Origin of the sequence: Aeromonas sp. (assembly GCF_050252055.1) — a bacterium.
Lineage (GTDB): Bacteria > Pseudomonadota > Gammaproteobacteria > Enterobacterales > Aeromonadaceae > Aeromonas > Aeromonas caviae.
Genome location: NZ_JBFWLQ010000005.1, coordinates 188,936 through 206,827, shown reverse-complemented (window position 1 = coordinate 206,827; position 17,892 = coordinate 188,936). Strand labels below are relative to the sequence as shown.

General features: G+C 63.6%; 13 protein-coding genes. 8 read left to right on the top strand and 5 right to left on the bottom strand.

Features of this window, described 5'->3' with window-relative positions; genetic code table 11:
- The first annotated feature begins 261 nt into the window (after positions 1 to 261).
- From AB7E19_RS11060 to hdfR, 8 genes are all read left to right on the top strand, one after another.
- Positions 262 to 2,400 (top strand): TonB-dependent hemoglobin/transferrin/lactoferrin family receptor, encoded by a 2,139-nt coding sequence (locus AB7E19_RS11060; RefSeq protein WP_427935401.1) that lies wholly within the window; start codon positions 262 to 264, stop codon positions 2,398 to 2,400.
- A complete protein-coding gene (locus AB7E19_RS11055) occupies positions 2,400 to 4,442 on the top strand; it encodes a prolyl oligopeptidase family serine peptidase (protein WP_427935266.1) in 2,043 nt (680 codons plus the stop codon). The genes AB7E19_RS11060 and AB7E19_RS11055 overlap by 1 nt, the downstream gene beginning before the upstream one ends.
- A 29-nt stretch (positions 4,443 to 4,471) precedes the next feature.
- Positions 4,472 to 6,883 (top strand): proprotein convertase P-domain-containing protein, encoded by a 2,412-nt coding sequence (locus tag AB7E19_RS11050; RefSeq protein WP_427935264.1) that lies wholly within the window; start codon positions 4,472 to 4,474, stop codon positions 6,881 to 6,883.
- A 50-nt stretch (positions 6,884 to 6,933) separates the two neighbouring features.
- Positions 6,934 to 8,301 (top strand): DUF1566 domain-containing protein, encoded by a 1,368-nt coding sequence (locus tag AB7E19_RS11045; protein ID WP_427935262.1) that lies wholly within the window; start codon positions 6,934 to 6,936, stop codon positions 8,299 to 8,301.
- Positions 8,298 to 8,855 (top strand): DUF1566 domain-containing protein, encoded by a 558-nt coding sequence (locus tag AB7E19_RS11040; RefSeq protein ID WP_043155288.1) that lies wholly within the window; start codon positions 8,298 to 8,300, stop codon positions 8,853 to 8,855. Before AB7E19_RS11045 ends, AB7E19_RS11040 begins: the two co-directional genes overlap by 4 nt.
- Before the next feature lie 194 nt (positions 8,856 to 9,049).
- Complete coding sequence (gene eco, locus AB7E19_RS11035) at positions 9,050 to 9,532, top strand: serine protease inhibitor ecotin (RefSeq protein WP_253584651.1); 483 nt, start codon at positions 9,050 to 9,052, stop codon at positions 9,530 to 9,532.
- A 291-nt stretch (positions 9,533 to 9,823) separates the two neighbouring features.
- A complete protein-coding gene (locus AB7E19_RS11030; protein ID WP_010674239.1) occupies positions 9,824 to 10,180 on the top strand; it encodes a DUF413 domain-containing protein in 357 nt (118 codons plus the stop codon).
- The gene (hdfR, locus tag AB7E19_RS11025; RefSeq protein ID WP_039038620.1) at positions 10,180 to 11,055 is read left to right on the top strand and encodes an HTH-type transcriptional regulator HdfR; all 876 of its coding nucleotides are present in this window, start codon (positions 10,180 to 10,182) and stop codon (positions 11,053 to 11,055) included. Before AB7E19_RS11030 ends, hdfR begins: the two co-directional genes overlap by 1 nt.
- A gap of 114 nt (positions 11,056 to 11,169) precedes the next feature.
- On the opposite strand, the gene tyrA is transcribed toward hdfR, so the two are convergent.
- The 5 genes from tyrA to AB7E19_RS11000 all read right to left on the bottom strand — a co-directional run bounded on the left by tyrA (position 11,170) and on the right by AB7E19_RS11000 (position 17,793).
- Entirely contained in the window at positions 11,170 to 12,309 is a 1,140-nt protein-coding gene (gene tyrA / locus AB7E19_RS11020; protein ID WP_322131073.1) for a bifunctional chorismate mutase/prephenate dehydrogenase, read from the bottom strand.
- 118 nt (positions 12,310 to 12,427) lie between these two features.
- Entirely contained in the window at positions 12,428 to 13,501 is a 1,074-nt protein-coding gene (locus AB7E19_RS11015; RefSeq protein ID WP_322131072.1) for a 3-deoxy-7-phosphoheptulonate synthase, read from the bottom strand.
- A gap of 371 nt (positions 13,502 to 13,872) precedes the next feature.
- Complete coding sequence (gene glpQ, locus AB7E19_RS11010) at positions 13,873 to 14,952, bottom strand: glycerophosphodiester phosphodiesterase (RefSeq protein WP_039038618.1); 1,080 nt, start codon at positions 14,950 to 14,952, stop codon at positions 13,873 to 13,875.
- A gap of 102 nt (positions 14,953 to 15,054) precedes the next feature.
- A complete protein-coding gene (glpD, locus tag AB7E19_RS11005) occupies positions 15,055 to 16,542 on the bottom strand; it encodes a glycerol-3-phosphate dehydrogenase (protein ID WP_045525385.1) in 1,488 nt (495 codons plus the stop codon).
- 492 nt (positions 16,543 to 17,034) lie between these two features.
- On the bottom strand, positions 17,035 to 17,793 hold the full coding sequence (locus AB7E19_RS11000; protein WP_010674233.1) for a DeoR/GlpR family transcriptional regulator: 759 nt from the start codon (positions 17,791 to 17,793) through the stop codon (positions 17,035 to 17,037).
- Positions 17,794 to 17,892: the final 99 nt, after the last annotated feature.

Genomic DNA, 17,892 nt, shown 5'->3' with positions numbered 1-17,892 from the left:
TTGAGCCCGCCCCTATGGCGGGCTTTTTCTTGCCCGCACCACACCCGTCCTCCTGTTTCCCATGGCGTCACTCGCAAACGTATGCCACCACCTTACTGATTTAACTCTCAAAAAATTCAATTCGATCAATGTCATAAAAACAAAATGATAATGATTGTCATTTATTGATCTGCTTGACTCCCTCTGCAATAATCCGCGCCCTTCAGGCTTAAATAATAATTATTCTCAAATATGAAAATTCGACTTCTTCACTACTGGCCCATGCTGCTGTCCGGTACGGCGCTGGCTGCCAGCGATCCCGCCGGGGTCGACACAACGGACATGCCCCCCGAACTCAAGGGGCGGGAAACCATCGTGGTCAAGGGACAGCGCATCGAACAGAAGCTCTCCGACGTGTCCGGTTCCATCACCGTCATCACGGAGGAGGATCTGGATCGCCAGGTTGCCACCGAGCTCACCGATGTGTTCAAGAACGAACCCGGCGTCTCGGTGACCGGCTCCGCCGGCCGCCCCCAGAACATCATCATCCGCGGCATGGGCGGCAACCGGGTGCTCATCATCAAGGACGGGGTGCGGGTCAGCGACGGTTTTGGCGCCGACGACCTCAACGACAAGGTGGGCCGCTTCAGCTTCGATCTCGACGATGTCAAACAGATAGAGGTAGCCAAGGGAGCCGGTTCCTCCCTCCATGGCTCCGATGCCATCGGCGGCACCATCGTCATCAGCACCAAGCAGCCGGAAGATTACCTTCATGGCCAGGATGCCTATCTCGGCAGCAAGGTGCTGCACGATGGCAACAGTGACAAGCAGAAGCTGAGCGCCACCGGCGCCGCCCGGATACGGGATACCGAACACCTGCTGCGCCTCTCCGGCTGGCAGGGACATGAGACCGCCAACTACGACGAGAGCCGCATCCCGGCGGATCTGGATGGCCTCAGCGCCTCCACCAGCTCTCGCATCCAGCTGAACGAACATCATCTGCTGCGCCTCGAACTCGACTACTTCGAGGACAACGCCGAACGGGATCAGGGGCCGCGCGAAGTGCCCCAGCCCGATGGCAAGTGGCAGGTGCGCCAGTACCACGAGCAGGGCAGCCAACGCACCCAGGGGGGCAAGCTGGCCTGGGAGGCGAGTAACCTCGACACAATACTGGCCGACAGCCTCACCTGGAGTGCCTACGGCAATCACTCGAAAAACACCGCCAACAAGCGCAGCCTGCTGCAAAACGATCTGCTGAGCGGTTATCCGCGCTATCGCAGCGAACGGGAACTCGCCACCTTCACCGAAGACAGGATCGGTACCGAGCTGGATGTGCGCCGGGATCTCGCCACCGGGCATATCTCCCATCAACTCAGTTACGGCATCGAGCTGGAGCGCACCACCCACGAACGGCCGGTGGAGAAGCTGAGTCTGGAGGCCGGCATTCCCCAACCCGGCCAGTCCGCCCCCTTCAGCCGCGCCCGTACCGACAGGGCCGGAGTCTGGCTCGGCGACGTGGCCAGCCTGGGCCAGTGGCAGTTCACCCCCACCCTGCGCATGGATCACCAGTGGCTCACGCCGCTGGACGGCAGCCACGACAGCAACCACAGCTGGCACCTCTCCCCGAGCCTGGCCACCAGCTACCGCTTCAACGACCAGTGGCGCAGCTGGCTCAGCTATGCCAACGGGTTCCGGGCGCCTTCCTACGACAAGGTGTACGGCAACATCCCCCACTACTTCGCCCTGCCGCCCTTCGAGATCATCGCCAACACCGGGCTCAAGGAGGAAACCAGCCACAGCATAGAGTGGGGGCTGAGTGGAGAAGGGGACAACTGGAGCATCAAGCCAGCGCTCTTCTACAACCGCTACTACAACTTCATCGACTGGCGCGAGGTGGGGCTGCGCCTGAGCGATGGCGTCATCCTGCGCCAATATCGCAACGTCGCCAAGGCCGAAACCTGGGGGGCCGAACTCGCCGCCAGCTACTGGCTGACCCAGGAGTGGGAGCTCGCCACCAAACTCGGCTGGGTCGATGGCGAGGACAACAAAGGTGAAGCGCTGCGCACCCTGACGCCCCTCGAGGGCAACACCCGTCTGAGCTATCAGGCCAATGAGTGGAGTCTGGGCATTCAGGCGGACTATGCCGCCGCCATGAGCCGGGTGCCCACCTGCGGCAACAGCCTGACCGGCCGCCAGGGGGACTGCCTCGAAAGTGCCGGTTGGCTCAGTTTCGCCCTGACGGCCGACTGGCTGGTCACCGACGCCCTCAAGGTCAACCTCAAGCTCGACAACCTGTTCGACACCCGCTACACCCGCTATCAGGATGTGGCCGGGCTGGAAGCCGGGACCGATGCGTCCCTCTTCACCCAGAGCGGCCGCACCCTGAGTGCCAGCCTGCGCTACACCTTCGTGGGGATCTGATGCACAGCCTATTGATCCTGGCCAGCCTGCTGGCCACGCCGGCCCCCGCCTCCCCCCTGCCTGAGGCAACCCTGGAGGCTGCGCCCCTCATCCCCGAGCGCCCGCAACTGATGAAGGGGGAGATAGCCCGTCTCGATCCCTATGGTGGCTGGCGTGACGACAGCCGCCAGGATCCCGCCCTCCTGACGCTGCTGCGCGAGCAGAACCGCTGGACCGAGCGGCAGCTCGCCGGCCAGGCGCCACTGGTGCAGCGCCTGCAGACGGAGTGGCAGGGCCGGGAGCGGGGCGAACCCGTGCCGGACGACTGGCTGAGCCAGGCTGGCAGCCAGTGGCGCATGGAGGCGGACGGCAGCCTGTGGCAACGCAGCGACGCCAATGACGCTCCCCGAAAGCGGCTGGCTCCCCACCAGCCGGCCGAGGGGTATTACGAGCTCGCCGCCTGGGCCCTGCACCCGGACGGGCAACTGCTTGCCCTGGCCGAAGACCGCAGAGGAGATCGGGACTACCGCATCACCCTGCTGGATCTGGCGAGTGGCGAGACACTCGCCTCTTTGCCTCACCGCGCCGGCGATCTGCTCTGGAGTCTGGATGGCAAGACCCTCTACACCCTCGCCAACGAGCGCCAGACCCTGCGCCCCTGGCAACTGCTGGCCTGGCAGGATGGCAAGGAGACCCTGGTGTATGAGGAGCGCGATCCCGCCTGGCTGCTCGGCCTCTATCGCACAACGGATCGCCGCCACCTGGTGCTGCAAAGCAACAACCACGACAGCTCGGAGCAATACCTGCTGGACGCGGGTCGGGCCGACCTGCTCAAGGGGCGCGAGCGCGGCCTCGAATACTACCTGGATACCCAGGGGGACAGGGTGCTGATCAAGAGCAACCGGGACGGCGCCCTCGGCCTCTATCAGGTGGCCGACTTGAGCCTGGTGGCGAAGGGAGAGTGGCAACGGCTCTGGTCCGGCGAGGGCCGGGAACTCGAGAAGTGGCGCCTCTTTGCCCGGCACACCGTGCTGCAATACCGCAAGGAAGGGGATGACTGGCTCGATGTGCTGGACGCCAAGGGTGCGTTGACCCACAGCCTGCCGCTCACCGATGGCGCAGGCACGGCCTGGATCCAGGGCAGCCAGGAACCGGCCAGCGACAAGGTGCTCATTCGCCGCCAGGGGATGGCCGAGCCACCTCACCAGCGCTGGCTGGATCTCGCCTCCGGCGCCTGGGAGGGGACACCCGAGAGCAGGGACACTTCTCCCTATCAGAGCGAGCGACGCTGGATCGCGGGCAAGGACGGGGTCAAGGTGCCTGTCTCCCTGGTCTGGCGCAAGGGCATTACCCACCCCAGGGCACTGCTGCTCTACGGCTATGGGGCTTACGGCACCCCCATGCGCCCCTACTACCAGCCCCGGGTGCTGAGCCTGCTGGATCGCGGCTTCGTCTACGCCATCGCCCATGTGCGCGGGGGCGGTCTGCTCGGCGAATCCTGGTATCGGGAGGGTCGTGGCCGGGACAAACAGCACAGCGTGGATGATTTTCTCGCCGTGGCCGATGCCCTGGCACGGGATCCCACCATCGATCCCGCCCGGCTGTTTGCCATGGGCGGCAGCGCCGGCGGCCTGCTGGTGGCAGCGGCACTCAACCAGGCGCCCACCCGTTTCGCCGGGGCCGTGCTGCAAGTTCCCTTCGTCGACCTGCTGGGCACCATGCAGGATCCCGAGCTGCCCCTCACCCGGCAGGAGTACGCCGAGTGGGGCAATCCGGCCATCCCGGGTGACTATGCCGCGATGCGTCGCCTGAGCCCCTACGACAACCTGCACAAGGCCCCTTATCCCCCCGTCTATGTGACGGGCGGCCTGCACGACAGTCAGGTGCCCTACTGGGAACCCCTCAAGTGGATAGCCCGCCTGCGATCCCATAGCACGGGAACAGGCCCCTATCTGCTGCGCACCGAACTCGACGGCGGCCACCTGGGCGCCCCCCGAACGGCGGCGCTGCGTGCGGCGCAGGAGTTTGCCTTCCTGCTCACCCTGGCGGGCGTCAACCACTGACCCCTTACCCTCTTTTTCTGGAGTGAACCATGAAACCCTCTTCCCTGGCCCTCTGGCTGGCGGCAACCCTGATCTCATCGCCGCTGCTGGCGGCCGATCTGCAGTTTGTCGATGAACCACCCCTCACCACGACGCCGAAGCGCTGGCTCGAGCAGCGCCTCGGTGTGCTCCTCGCCCCCGATTACGACAGGGCCAGCCTGCTCGGCCACCATTACAGCTTTCGCCAGCTGGTGAACGGCCTGCCGGTGGCCGCCACCCAGGCCGCCGTCAGTGTCGACGGGGACGGCCGCCCCTGGCGCCTCTACCAAAACCTGCGCCCCTTGCAGAGCACAGCGCCCGGCTGCGATGCCAGCGGCACCCTGGATCCCCTGCTCGCCCCCCTGCGCACCGACGGCAACCAGATAGAGACGCTGGGGCCGGTCGAAGCCTGGTACTGGCGAGACGGCGATACCCTGGTGCCTGCCCTGCGCCAGCGGGTGCGCGAGCACAAGGCAGGCAATGCCAAGGCCAGCCAGGTGCAGCTGTTTGCCCGTTGCGACGGGGAGCAGGAGCTTGGCCGTCTCGGGGCTCAGGCGACCACCCGCCCTCTGCATGTCGCCGACGCCGGCGATATGCAGGTTCAGGCCCGGGTGTTCGACCCCGATCCCCGCACCCGCCTGCAGGACGCCAGCCTGGTCTGGCACGACGCGCTGGTGCTGGCACAGGCCGCCTATCAGGATCCGGTTCCCCTGCCGGTGAGCCTGCAAGCCGGGCAGTATCGCCTGAGCGGCCCCCATGCCAGGGTGGTGGATGTCATGGCCCCCGAATCGGCCCCCTACAGCAGCAGTGACGTGCAGGGTTTTCGCCTGACCCGGGACGATCGCGGCTTTGCGGACATCAACGCCTACTACCATCTGGATCTCGCCCAGCGCCACCTCAAGGCGCTCGGCTTCACCGATCTCATCCCCGGGGCGCTCGACATCGACACGGACGCGGGCTATCAGGACAACTCCCTCTACGATCCGTTCGAACGCAGGCTGGAGCTGGGTCGCAGCGGCGTGCCCGATGCCGAGGATCCCATGGTCATCTGGCACGAGTTCGGCCACGGGGTACAGCACCACATCCTGCCGGATCTCGGGGAAGAGGGTGACTGGGGAGCCATCGGCGAGGGCTTTGGCGACTACCTGGCCGCCAGTCATCGCCAGCGCAGCGAAGCCGGTCGCCAGTTCGAACCCGCCATGGTGTTCAACTGGGATGCCCGCTTCACCGACCGCACCCCGCGCCAGCTCGACGATCTGCGCGCCCGCTACCATCCGGACTACCGCTACCCCGCCCACCGCACCATCAACGGCAGCAACGGGGATCAGCTCTGGGGCACCCCGCTGTTCCAGGCCCTGCTGACGGCGGTGGCCGAGCACGGTGAGGCGGCCAGGGACGAGTTTGATCGCGTCATCATCGAATCCCACTTCGGCCTGGGGCCGGCCATTCGCATGCCGCAACTGGCCCGGATCACCGTGGATACTGCCGCCCGTCTCTACCCGACGCGAGCCTATGCCCGTCTGCTGGAGCAGGCATTTCGCCAGCACGGGCTGCTGCAAGCTCCCGTCAATATTGCCCTCGCCGAGGGGAGCGCCATCCCGCTGGGGCAGCGCCAGTCGGTGCAGCTGACCCTCAGCAACCCGGGCAAAGGGGAAGTGACCCTCAACGAGCTGGCCCTCACCCTGCCAACCGGGTTGCAGGCCGATCCTGACAACTGGCAACCAGCAACCCTGGCCGCCGGTGCCAGCATGACCACCACCCTGCGCCTGCTGGCCCAGAGCCCGCTCGCCTGCGGCGACGAGGCGAGCCTCTCGGTGAATCTCGCCATGAGCGGTACCAGCCCCACCGAGCGCCAGTGGCAGCAATCCCTGACCCTGCCCATCGGCACCCCCGTCATCAGCCGGGCCAGTGGTCGGTCACAGCGACTGAACGATGCCCAGAGCGAGGAGGTGCGCGGCCTGAGCGAAACCAGCCTGCTGCTGGAGAAGAGCGATGCCCGTGTGAGCGACAGGCTGCAACTGAGCCTGGATCTGCAGCACGAGGCGCTGGATGAGCTGGAGATCTGGCTCAGCTCCCCCGCCGGCACCCGGGTCCAGATCTGGGACAAGGGTTACAGCCCCCTGCCGAGCCTGAAAGGGGTCTTCCCCACCGAGTTGCAGTCCCTGCAACCCTTCAGCGCCTTCGAAGGAGAACCCCTGGCCGGTCGCTGGACCCTGGAGGTGGTGGACAGCAAACCGGGCAATCAGGGTCTCCTGAACGGGTGGAGCATCAGTCAGCGTACCGGCGCCCAGTGCGGCAACACCGTGCCCGTGCCGGATGACGGCATCATCCGCTTCGATACCTCGGACAGCAGTGGCGGGGGGTCCTTCTCCCTGCTCTGGCTGCTGCCGCTGGCCCTGTGGCGCCGTCTGCGTCGCCTCTGACTCTCCCTATATAAAGAAGAGAGGGGCCAAGGCCCCTCCAAGGACACACCATGACCATGAGAATGACCCCGATCGTCTGCCTGCTGGCCCCCCTGCTCAGCGCCTGTGGCGGCGGTTCGGACGAGGCTCCCCTGACCGCGCCGGACTACCGCCTGACGGTCAGCCTGCCCGCTGCGGGCACCCTGTGCATCAACCTGAACCAGAACGACGGCTGCGAAGCCAATGAGCCCGCCGTCAGCGGCGAGGCCGGTGCCCACACTCTGACCCGGCGCCACCCTGATCTGCTCACCGCTCCCCTGCTGTTCATTCCGGCGGATCCCGCCGCCCTGCCCCTGGCCCACCCGGCGGCGCGCCAGGACAACCAGCACCTCACCCCCAGCCCCCTCAGCACCCTGCTGCAAACGCGTATCTCGGACGGGCTGCCACCGGCTCAGGCCCTGACGGACGTGCTGCTCGCCCTGGCGCCCCTTCACCCCGGCCCAGATCTGGCGGCACTGGCGCAGCTGGGCGACTTCAACCGCGCCCTCGCCGAGCTGGCCCTCACCGCCTTCGATGACGAGGCCACCCTGCCCGCCTTGGCCGCCAGCGAACGCCGCCAGCAGATCTGGCAAGGCCTGGTCACCCTGCTGCCCGAGCTCGCCCGGCACTTTGCCGCAAGCCCCGAGCTACTGAGCCAGCAGGACAGACTCGCCGCCGTGCTGATGCAGCAGCAACCCCGGGCCTTGGTGACCGCCAGCGGCGTCACCACCTACACGGACGGGGTGGATTACCTGCTGACCCAGGAGCCTGCGGATCACCCGGGCCAGGAGGCGAGCCTGGGCCTGGCGCCCCTGCGCTATCGCAAGCTGGACGGCAAGGGGCAACCCCTGGCGGACAATGCCGACGAGTGGGAGTGCGTGGAGGATCTCAATACCGGCCTCGTCTGGGAGAAGAAGCTGGCGGATCCGGACAGTCCGAGGGATCTGCACCGCACCTTCGCCTGGGAGTTCGACAACTATCACCCGACCCAGGAGGAGCGGGATTACGCCTGCCCCGAAGGGGAGGCCATCTGCACCACGGAGCAGTACCGTCAGTGGCTCAATGCACAGCAACTGTGCGGCATCACCCACTGGCGCCTGCCCCACGCCCGTGAGCTGATGAGTTTGCAGCACTACGGCTCCCTCGCCCGCCAGGATGGCCAGCTCGTCACCCTGGATGTGCGCTACTTCCCCGATGTCGGCACCGGACTCAATGGCTTCGATGGCTATTACTGGAGCCAGACCCTGACCCCGTCCCGCCGGCTGGAGAGCGCGCCTCTGAGCGCCATCGCCCACATCTTCCTCGGCGAGGACGCCGGAGCCGACTATCCCACCCCAGTTCAAAACAGCAATGACGCCAACGGTCTGCAACTGCGCCTGGTGGCCGAGGTAACCCGATGAACAAGTATCTTCTGACCCTGCTGCTCACCCTGTGCAGCCCCCTGGCACTGGCCATCGCCATCTGCGACGACGCCCTGCCCCGTACCAGCCCCACCGCCCGTTTCCAGGATCACGGCAACGGCACCGTCACCGACAGGGGCACCGGTCTGACCTGGATGCGCTGCCAGCTCGGCCAGACCTGGCGCAACCAGAGCTGCGAGGGGGAACCCACCCGCCTCTACTGGCAACAGGCACTGCAGACGGCGGAACGGATCCGCACCGAACCGAGCCATGCCCTGTATGGCTTTGGTGGTCATCACGACTGGCGCCTGCCCACCATCAAGGAGCTCGCCAGCATTCTGGAGTCCGCCTGTTACAAACCGGCATTGAACGAAACCATCTTCCCCCGCGCCATGGCCGGGGATGGCAAGGAGGTGAACGACGGCTATGTCTATCTCTGGTCCTCCACCCCGGTGCCGGCCCTTCAGGGCGTCGCCTACCTGGACATCACCAGCGGCTCCGTCGCCCAGCGCGCCCCCCGCGCCTGGGCGAAACAGGTCCTGCTGGTGAGGTGACAGCCTGGCCATGGGGGCCACCCGGCCCCCTGTTTTACACGAGGCAAGAGGCGCCAGGGTGACCCTGGCCGTCAAAAAAGCATCAAATTGCGTCATGTGATGCCTGTTCAGGGCGGTTTTGCACGCCGCAGCGCTGGCATGAAACCGGCAGAGCGGTTAGTCTAGCGGCGTTGAACCAATCCCAAGAGGTACAGATGAAAACCGTGTTGCGTTTTAGCCTGCTGGGCGCCTTGTTATTGAGTGGCCATGCCTTCGCCGCCGAACCGAAAAAATTTGATATCAGCATGTTCCCCGCCGCCGAAGTGAACCAGGAACGTGTCGTGATCCGTCTGCCGGAAGTCGAGAACGAAGCCGACATGATGGTCGAGCTGCAAGTCGGCAAGAAAATGCTGGTCGACTGCAACCTGCCCCGCTTCGCGGGCAATCTGGAACAGCACAGCGTCAAGGGCTGGGGTTACAACTACCTGACCCTGGGCCAGGTCACCGGCCCCGTCAGTACCCTGATGGCCTGCCCGGACGGCCAGAAAAAAGAGAGTTTCGTCCAGATCTACGGTCAGGGCTTCTTCGTGAACTACAACTCCAAGCTGCCCTTCGTCATCTATGTGCCCCAGGAGTACGAGGTGCGCTATCGTCTGTGGCGTGCCGACAACCTGGCACAGCCAGCCATGATTGAGTGAGTGCCGCGCACTCGGGTTCAGCTCAGTCATGATGATAAAAAGGCGCCATACGGCGCCTTATTTTTAGCTTCCGAGCCCGTTTTTGAGCGGTTTTTCCTGTACAAAATCTGACATAACTCCACTATTTTTCAGGCTTTTTTGTGCAGCGCACCGCAAAATGCCCCCTCGGGATGCGACAAACCCTGTTCGATAAAAGATATTTATTAACATAGTAAGAAAATTGATTTTGCACTCTGCGACGGCCTGATGATACTTGCCCGCAAAGGTCAAACTAACCAGAACAAGAGCACTATGAGCTTCGAATCAGACAAGCGTTTCAACGACTTCAAACATTTTCCCCGTGGCCTGCGTCGCAGTGGCGAATTCACCGTGGCCGAAGCGGACAGTCTGGAAAAATATGGCACCGTGATGCTGGCGCTCTATCAGGGCAACCTGGCCCCGCGCGATGACGTAGAAAGTGCCTTTATCGAACAGGTCAAATCCGGCGCAGCCGGCAACAACCCCCACGCCAAGGTGTGGTTCAAATACCTGAAGGTGATTGGTCCCAAGCGCGTGCACCGTCTGTGCACCGTCGCAGGCGGCGCCAATGAAGATGCGGGTGGCAGCTTTGAAGGCGGCGGTGGCGGCAGCGACGAGTCCCTCGATTAATGGATACCGAGCTGCTTCGGACCTTCATCGAGGTCAGCAAGACCCGGCACTTTGGCCGGGCGGCTGAAAATCTCTACCTGACCCAGTCGGCGGTGAGCTTCCGGATCCGCCAGCTCGAGCAGCAACTCGGGGTCAGCCTGTTTGCCCGTCATCGCAACAACATCCGCCTGACTGCCTCCGGTGAGCGTCTGCTGCCCTACGCAGACGCCATTCTGCATACTTTGGGGCGCGCCAAGCAGGACGTGGCCCTCTCCCCCGGTTTCAGCCAGCAGCTTGCCATCGGCGCCCCCGCCGTCTTCTGGGAGCTCGACTTCAACGACTGGCTCAACCATGTCTATGCCCTGGCCCCCGGCCTCGCGGTGCGCCTCGAAACGGCCTCCCGCGAGCACCTCTGTCGCCAGCTGCTGGAGCGCTCCCTCGATCTCGCCCTGCTCTCCGAGCCGACCAAGATCGACGAGATTGCCCTGCACCCCATCGGCGAGCTGGTGTTCGAACTGGTGAGCCGGGAGCCGGCCGCAAACGCCGACAGCTTGATGCAGATGCCCCACATTCATCTCGACTGGGGCACCAGCTTCGAACCGCCATCGAGCCGATTGCAGAGCCTGCAGAAGACCCCGGTGCTGCATTCGAGCTCCGCCAGCATGGCCCTGCAATTCGTGCTGGCCAACGGCGGCGCCGCCTACCTGCCAAGGCGCATGGTGAGCCCCTTCCTGGAGCAGGGGCAGCTTCATCTGGTGGAAGGGGGCCAATCCCTGAGCCGCCCGCTCTACCTCGCCTATCTGGAGAAATCCGACCGACGGGAGCTGATCGATCAGCTGCTCACCCTGCCGCTGGGCTGGCATGACGCCGACTTGCGTCAACCGCCTGCCGAATGAAACAGGGCGATTTCACGCCCAGACCAGTGTTTTCATCTACCGTAGTTATCGGTGCAGCACAAAAAACATGAAAAAGGGGCCATCAGGCCCCTTTTATATGGATGTCTTTGTGCATCAGCCGTGATGGCGACGGTCGTTGGCCTGGGCCAGCAGGGTGCGGCTCTCGCGCAGGAACTCCTCCGCCCGCTCGCCGAAGAAGCCGGAGACCTGGCTGAAGGCCTCGATGAAGCCCTCCCTGTCGCCCCGCTCCAGCAGGCCCAGCGCCTCGCCGAAGTTCTGGTAGTAGCGGCGGATCATCGCGAGGTTCTGGGGCGACGACAATATGATGTCGGCGTAGAGATGGGGATCTTGGGCAAACAGCCGTCCCACCATGGCCAGCTCCAGCCGGTAGATGGGAGAGCTCAAGGCAAGCAGGCGGTCGAGGTTGGCCTGCTCCCGGGAGAGGTGCCAGCCGTAGGCGAAGGTGGCGAAGTGGCGCAGCGCCTGAATGAAGGTCATCGCCTCGTCGTGGGCCCTGGCCTCCACCTGCTGCAAACGCGCCCCCCAGATGGTCATCTGCTCCAGCAGCCACTGGCTGGCGGCGGGCTCGCGCCCCTGACAGCAGACGATCACCTGCTTGGCGAGGCTCGCCACGTCCGGCCCGAACATGGGGTGCAGCCCCAGCACAGGCCCCTGGTGTACCGCCAGCATATGGGCAAGCGGTTCACTCTTGACGCTGGTCACGTCCACCAGCAGGCAGTTCTCAGGCAGGTTGCCGAGCCGGTCGATCACCTGGCAGGTGACGTCGATGGGCACCGCCACCATCACCAGCCCGGCGCCGTGCAGGATCTCGTCGGCGCGCGGCCAATCGGCCTGACCCAGGGTTTCGACCCGGTAGCCCGAGAGGCTGAACAGGTTGCCGAACAGGCGCCCAAGCTGCCCCTGGCCACCGATGATCACCACCTTGCCGAGCTCAGGCTTCATGCACTTGAAGTGGTGCTCCTTGTCGCTGGCGGACTCCAGAATATAGGACTCGCGCATCACCCGGCGCAGCACATCCTCGATAAGGTCCCCCGGCACCCCCAGTGCCTCGGCCTCGGCGCGGCGGCGGGCCAGCATGCTCGCCTCCCGATCCGGCGCGTAGATGGGCAGGCCGTGCCGACTTTTCACTTCCCCCACTTCCCCCACCAGGGCGAGACGGGCGGCCAGCAGATCAATCAGCTGCTTGTCCACCGCATCGATTTTGTCCCTGAGGGCATTCAACTCTTCCGCCATGTCCAGTCCCTACTGGCGCCGCCCGCAGCGACGCCCTGTCATTCAAGAGGCAACAAGGTATCACTGCGTGGGCAGTGATACCTCGATGGTTCAATCAGTTACAACAAGATACCACGGCTTATGCCGATGTTCTGGCCAAAAGTGGTGCCGCCAGCTGACTGTGGCAGCGGGCCAGCAGCGCATCCGTGGTCTCCCAGTCGATGCAGGCATCGGTGATGGAGACGCCGTAGCGCATCTCGCACTTGGGCTGCTCGCTGGACTGGTTGCCTTCGAACAGGTTGGATTCGAGCATCACCCCGATGATGGAGCGGTTGCCCTCCTGGATCTGGTGAATGACGTTGTCAGCCACCTTGGGCTGCAGCCGGTGATCCTTGCTGGAGTTGCCATGGCTGCAATCCACCACCAGACCGGGCAGCAGGCCCGCCTTCTCCAGCGCCTCTTCCGCCAGCGACACATTGACCGAGTCGTAGTTCGGGTGCTTGCCGCCGCGCAGGATCACGTGACCATCCGGGTTGCCCTGGGTCTGCAGCAGCGCGACTTGGCCCTGCTGGTTGATCCCCATGAAGGCATGGGGGCTGGAAGCGGCCTGCAGCGCATTGATGGCGGTGCCCAGGTTGCCGTCGGTGCCGTTCTTGAAGCCAACCGGCATGGAGAGGCCAGAGGCCATCTCCCTGTGGGTCTGGGATTCGGTGGTGCGGGCACCGATGGCCGACCAAGAGAAGAGCTCCGCCAGGTATTGCGGGCTGATGGGGTCGAGCGCCTCGGTCGCCAGCGGCAACTCCAGCTCGGCCAGCCAGCAGAGCAGCTCGCGGGCGCGGTGCAGACCCAGTTCCACGTCAAAGGTGCCGTCCAGGTTCGGATCGTTGATAAAGCCCTTCCAGCCGACCGTGGTGCGCGGCTTCTCAAAGTAGACCCGCATGACAATGTAGAGAGAGTCCTGATAGGTGTCATGCAGCGCTTTGAGTCTGGTTGCGTACTCTTTGGCAGCGTCCATGTCGTGGATGGAGCAGGGACCACAGATCACCAGCAAGCGGTGATCGCGACGGTGGATGATGTCGGCGATGGTATTGCGGGCCCCTTGCACGAATGCCAGCGCGCGATCGGAGATGGGCAGTTTCTCCTTGAGCTGGGCAGGCGTGATCATCACTTGTTCGGACTGGATATGGATGTTGTTCAGGGGATCTCTTTGCATCTTCTCATTCTCTCTACTGTTTCAAGCCAAGGGCGCTGACCGTTCATTCTTGTTTACACGAGTCAGCGCTTTGTTACGCAACCGCCCCCACCTTACCAAGGAAAAACAAACAATCAAGTGAAACTAGCGTATTTGCACGCTGACAGATGGATAAATGACCAAGAATACAGAGTGAAACAACTCAAAAGTAGCGACTCGCGAGGCCAAACCAGCCCCAAATCGTAAAGATTTAATTACACACATCCGTTTCAATATCATCTCTCTGCCCCCTCTCATGGCCCCTTATCCGGCCCTTCATCCCGGCGATAATGCCGGGCACAAAAAAGCGGGGCACCTGGCCCCGCTTGCATTCCCGTGTTGCTCTTCTTTTATTATTTACCGTGAGCCTTGATAGCCTCGACCGCCTTGTCGGGGAAGTCGCTGAATACCCCATCCACATCGGCCTGGTAGAGGAAGATGTTGAGCAGGTCGGTGAAGTCTTTCGCATAGGCCGGGATCTGCCCCTCATCCTGACGGAAGGTATAAGGATGCACCTTGAGGCCGGCCGCGTGGGCCTCTTTCACCATGCCGGTGAAGACCGGCTTGCCGGGAGTGCCCGGCTCGGTCACCACCATGGGTTTCCAGGGACCGATTCCCTCGGCATAGGTGGCGATGGTCTTCATGGCCCCCGGCTTGAACATCCAGTCGTAGTCATAGGGGGTTGCCTTGCCCTTGGCATCGTAGACCATGGTCTCGTTCCAGTCGGTCTCGGCCATCAGCTGCACCAGCTTGAGATCCATGCCCATGGCGGGCATCAGCTCGCCGTTGATGCGCTTGAGTTCGTTGGCATCGAAGCACTGCAGATAGACCTTGTCGCTCTTGCTGGTGTAGCCGTACTCCTTGAGCACGTTCAGCACCGCCCTGGAGATGTCCTTGCCCTCGTGGCGGAACAGCCAGGGAGCCTTTATCTCCGGGTAGATGCCGATGTGCTTGCCGGTGCTCTTGTTGAGCCCCTGGATCATCTCGATCTCTTCCTGGAAGGTGTGGATCCTGAAGCTGGACTTCCACAGCGGGAAGCGCGCCGGATAGACCGGCACCTGCTTGCCGTCCACCAGTTGGAACGGCTCGGTCATGCGCAGGGAGCGCACCTCGTCCAGGGTGAAATCCACCACATAGTAGCGACCGTCCGGGCGGGCCCGGCCGGGGAAGCGCTCGGCCACGTCCGTGATGCCATCAAGGAAGTGATCGTGCATCACCACCAGCTGGTCATCCTTGGTCATCACCAGGTCCTGCTCCAGATAGTCGGCGCCCATGCCATAGGCCAGGGCCTTGGATTCCAAGGTGTGTTCCGGCAGGTAACCGGAGGCACCACGGTGGGCGATCACGATTTTGCCTTCGTCGGCCGCCAGTGCGGGCAGCGCCAGGGCAGCCCCGAGGCCAAGGGCTATCAGGGTACGGTGAGGTTGCTTCATCAAGAGATCTCGTTGTTATGGTGTGTAGGATGCAGGTAATTGTTATAGCAGGGGTTTATTGCAGTTTGACGGCGGACGGCAAAGGCCGCCCGCCGTGGGTCATCAGCTGGCCTTGGGCAGGGCGTGGTGGTGTTCGAGCAGCCAGGCACCGAGCTGCTGCTGTTCGGATTCCGACAGGCGCAGCCCCAGCTTGCTGCGGCGCCACAGGATGTCCTCCAGGGAGTGGGCCCATTCGCGCGCGATGAGATAGCGCACTTCGGATTCATACAGTCCAGCGCCAAAGTGCTGGCCGCGCTCCTCCTTCAGCCAGAGGCGGGCATGAGCGCCATAGGATTCGGCGATGCGCAGGGCGCTGCGATCGTCGAGCCAGTCGAATTCCAGCGCAAAGGCTCGCGCCAGTTCACGCACCGAGCAGTCGAACTCGCCACCGGGCAGCCGGCTGTTGGCGGTCCAGTCCTCTCCCATCTGGCTGAACCAGGGCTTGAGCTTGTTGCAGGCGGCCTGGGCCAGCTTGCGGTAGGTGGTGAGCTTGCCGCCAAACACCGACAACAGCGGCGCGCCGTCGGATTCACCACTGAGCTCGAGCGTGTAGTCCCGGGTCACCGCCTGGGGTGAATCGGACTCGTCGTCACACAGGGGGCGCACCCCGGCATAGGTCCACACCACGTCTGCCGGGCTTATCTGCCTGGTGAAGTGGGCATTGACCACCTTGCACAGGTAGTTGATCTCGGCATCGCTGATCTTGGCTTCGCGCGGGCTGCCCTTGTGCTCCACGTCCGTGGTGCCGATGAGGGAATAGTCCTGCTGGTAGGGGATGACGAAGACGATACGGTTGTCCTCGTTTTGCAGGATGTAGGCCTCTTCGCGCTCATGGATGCGCGGCACTATCATGTGGCTCCCCTTGATGAGGCGAATGCCGCGGGGGGATTTCTCGCTCAGGCTCTCGTCATAGAAGGTCTTGACCCAGGGGCCCGCCGCATTGACCAGACCACGGCAGCTGACGGTGAACTGCTCGCCCCCTTCCCGCTCCAGTGTCAGGGTCCAGTGCTTGGATCCGCGCACCGCCTTGACGCAGCGGGTACGGGTCTGCACATCGGCGCCCTTGTCCCGCGCCAGCATGGCATTGAGCACCACCAGCCGGGCGTCGTCGACCCAGGCATCCGAGTATTCAAAGCCCTTGTTGATGCCGCTCTTGAGACCGTCCTGCGGCAGGAAGCGCAGGCCGCAGCTCCCCTTGAGCTTGTCCCGCTTGGCCAGGTTGTCATAAAGGAAGAGACCGGCTCGGATCATCCAGGCCGGACGCAGGTGCGGGCGATGAGGCAGACGAAAACGCATGGGACGGGCGATGTGGGGAGCCATGCCGAGCAGGACCTCCCGCTCTGCCAGTGCCTCTTTCACCAGCCGGAATTCGTAATGTTCGAGGTAGCGCAGGCCGCCGTGGATCAGCTTGCTGGAGTTGGACGAGGTGGCAGAGGCGAGATCGCTCGCCTCGAACAGCGCCACCTTCAGCCCCCGCCCCGCCGCATCTGCCGCGATGCCGACCCCGTTGATGCCGCCGCCGACGACGACCAGATCATAATGTTCGCTCATGTTCACCTACTTTCTTATTTTGTGTTTGCCATGACAGCAATGTTTGATTTCGCTCATATTAGAACATGAAAAACCAATAAACGAACATTTCGTGAGAGAAATGTGATCGCGATTGTTTTCACAATGCTAAAAATGCTGCCAGTCGGTGACGGCCTGGTAAGGCTAAGGTCTGCCGGAAACAGCCATTTCGGGCAGGGAGGAGAACAAAGAGTCCCGGATGGGGGCGCCCATGAAGCAAGGTGATGAACGCGATGGCGTGAATCCCTCGCAGGCGCCTAGCGTCGGTGCAAACCTGGCGCCCGAGTGCGGGGGCAACATCAGGGGGTCAAAGAAGGAGTGTCAGCGCCAGGAACTGGCCGCTTAGGCGCCGCAAGGGAGACGCCGCAAGGGAGACGCCGCAAGGGAGACGCCGCAAGGGAGACGCCGCAAGCCGGGAGGAGGCAGGAAAAAAAGCGGCCGCCCCGAGGCGGCCTGATGCCTGTGCGGGGAAGCTCAGCAGATATGGCAGGCGATCTGATGCTGGGACATCAGGCGCATCAGCTTCTCCGGCGGCTCCTGATCCGTGAACAGGGCGTGGATCTGGTTGAGGTTGCCGAGGTTGACCATGGCGTTGCGGCCAAACTTGGTGTGGTCGGCGGCAAGGAACACCTGGCGGGAGTGGGCGATGATGGCCTGGGCGATCTTCACCTCGTGATAGTCGAAATCGAGCAGGGAGCCGTCGCTGTCGATGCCCGAGATGCCGATGACGCCGTAGTCCATGCGAAACTGGCCGATGAAGTCGCGGGTCGCCTCCCCGACGATGCCGCCATCCCGGTTGCGAATTTCGCCGCCGGCGATGATGACGGTGAAGTCATCCTTGGCGGTCAGGATGCTGGCGACGTTCAGGTTGTTGGTGACCACGCGCAGCTCCCGGTGGTCGAGCAGGGCCCGGGCGATGGCCTCGGTGGTGGTGCCGATGTCGATAAAGAGCGACGAGCCGTCGGGGATATTGGCGGCCACTTCCCGGGCGATGCGCTCCTTCTCCTTGAGCTGCATCACCTTGCGGGCGCTGTAGGCGGTGTTGACGGTGCTCGAATGCAGTGAGGCCCCGCCGTGATGGCGCCGGATCTTGTTCTGTTCGGCGAGATCGTTGAGATCCCGGCGAATGGTCTGGGGGCTGACGTCAAAATGGGTCACCAGATCGTCGGTCGAGACGAAACCCTGCCGGGTCAGGACGTCCAGGATCTCCAGATGTCGTTGGGTTTGCTTCACGCTTGCACTCCGCAGATGAGACGAAAAAAGGCCCCGGCAGGTGCGGGGCCTTTGGCAGTGTACCTGATCCCTTTTCCAATCGATAAGGGCAGGATCACG

Excerpts from the sequence above, each read along its gene's own strand:
- AB7E19_RS11060 (WP_427935401.1), top strand. The coding sequence starts at position 262 with ATGCTGCTGTCCGGTACGGCGCTGGCTGCCAGCGATCCCGCCGGGGTC.
- AB7E19_RS11055 (WP_427935266.1), top strand. The coding sequence starts at position 2,400 with ATGCACAGCCTATTGATCCTGGCCAGCCTGCTGGCCACGCCGGCCCCC.
- AB7E19_RS11050 (WP_427935264.1), top strand. The coding sequence starts at position 4,472 with ATGAAACCCTCTTCCCTGGCCCTCTGGCTGGCGGCAACCCTGATCTCA.
- AB7E19_RS11045 (WP_427935262.1), top strand. The coding sequence starts at position 6,934 with ATGACCATGAGAATGACCCCGATCGTCTGCCTGCTGGCCCCCCTGCTC.
- AB7E19_RS11040 (WP_043155288.1), top strand. The coding sequence starts at position 8,298 with ATGAACAAGTATCTTCTGACCCTGCTGCTCACCCTGTGCAGCCCCCTG.
- eco (WP_253584651.1), top strand. The coding sequence starts at position 9,050 with ATGAAAACCGTGTTGCGTTTTAGCCTGCTGGGCGCCTTGTTATTGAGT.
- AB7E19_RS11030 (WP_010674239.1), top strand. The coding sequence starts at position 9,824 with ATGAGCTTCGAATCAGACAAGCGTTTCAACGACTTCAAACATTTTCCC.
- hdfR (WP_039038620.1), top strand. The coding sequence starts at position 10,180 with ATGGATACCGAGCTGCTTCGGACCTTCATCGAGGTCAGCAAGACCCGG.
- tyrA (WP_322131073.1), bottom strand. The coding sequence starts at position 12,309 with ATGGCGGAAGAGTTGAATGCCCTCAGGGACAAAATCGATGCGGTGGAC.
- AB7E19_RS11015 (WP_322131072.1), bottom strand. The coding sequence starts at position 13,501 with ATGCAAAGAGATCCCCTGAACAACATCCATATCCAGTCCGAACAAGTG.
- glpQ (WP_039038618.1), bottom strand. The coding sequence starts at position 14,952 with ATGAAGCAACCTCACCGTACCCTGATAGCCCTTGGCCTCGGGGCTGCC.
- glpD (WP_045525385.1), bottom strand. The coding sequence starts at position 16,542 with ATGAGCGAACATTATGATCTGGTCGTCGTCGGCGGCGGCATCAACGGG.